1 pseudogene is annotated in these 1,152 nt (G+C 45.1%); it reads left to right on the forward strand.

What is annotated here, in order from left to right:
• Nucleotides 1-1,152 (forward strand): annotated as a pseudogene (locus M1B78_RS18375) (hypothetical protein); the annotation flags it as partial.

The following is a 1,152-nucleotide window of genomic DNA, read 5'->3' on the forward strand; positions in this document are numbered from 1 at the left end:
ACAGGAACGTTCACGTCTTGTAAGGACTATGATGACGACATCAAGAACTTGCAGGAACAACTGGACAAGAAAGCTTCACTTGAAGAGCTGGCTGCGAAAGTTTCGACTTTGGAGACAGCTGTCAACGATGCTAAAACAGCTGCCAACGAAGCTAAGGACAAGGCTCAGGAAGCTTTGGACAAGGCCGGTTCGGCAGAAGGTGGTGTTTCTGATGACGATTTGAAAGCTCTGAAGAAAGAACTGCAAGACCAAATCGACAAGTTGGCTTCTTTGGACATCGTAAACCAAAAGATTGCAGCTCTGAAAGAAGAACTGAAAGGCGATTTCGTTACAGACGAGAAGCTGAAAGACTTGGCTGCTGAAATTGACAAGGTAAGCGCTGAGGTGATGTCCCTGATTGGTCATCGTCTGACCAGTTTGGCCGTAATTCCTACCAGCCACATCAACGGTATTGCTGCCATCACGCTGACTACCCTGCAATATACTCCGCAGAAGTATCAGGCTATGACTAAGCATACAACTCAAGACCACGCTACAACTCCGGTTTTGGACCACGTAAACGCTGCTGCTACAGCTAATTCTATCTCTACTGATTACAACGAGGCTTATTTCCATGTAAGCCCCAGCGTAGGTGTTCGTACTTCAGATATTGAATTGCCCTCATTCGATTGCATCACATCTGAAAATATCATGACCAAGGCTACCGGTGCTGACATTAAGACTAACAGCCCGATTCAACCGGTTAAGTACGAAATCAACAAGGACGTACTGACTGTAAAATTCAAAAAGACAGTCAAGGGGTCTATCGCTGCAACGACTGCCGGCGACAAGGAAAAGTTCTACATGGCATCTTTGAAAGCTCCTATCGCTGCTGAAAACTATACAGCTGCCGAAAAGAAAGCTTTTGACGAACAAGGCACTAAGGTGTATGTGAACTCTGAATATGTACGTCTGCACGAAGAGGTTAAGGTTCCGTATCTGGTTAATAGCAAAACTGACTTTAACAAGACTATGACCGGTAAGTTTGCCGATGAAATCCAGAACGACGGCAAAGAAGACTTCTATGTACACTATCATGACTCTGTATGCGTATACGAATCTAAAGCCAACGAATATGTAGACGTTAAGCAGCCTTATAACGAGCCGCTTGAC

It is taken from the genome of Bacteroides muris (ex Fokt et al. 2023), from assembly GCF_024704895.1.
Taxonomy (GTDB): Bacteria; Bacteroidota; Bacteroidia; order Bacteroidales; family Bacteroidaceae; genus Bacteroides; species Bacteroides muris.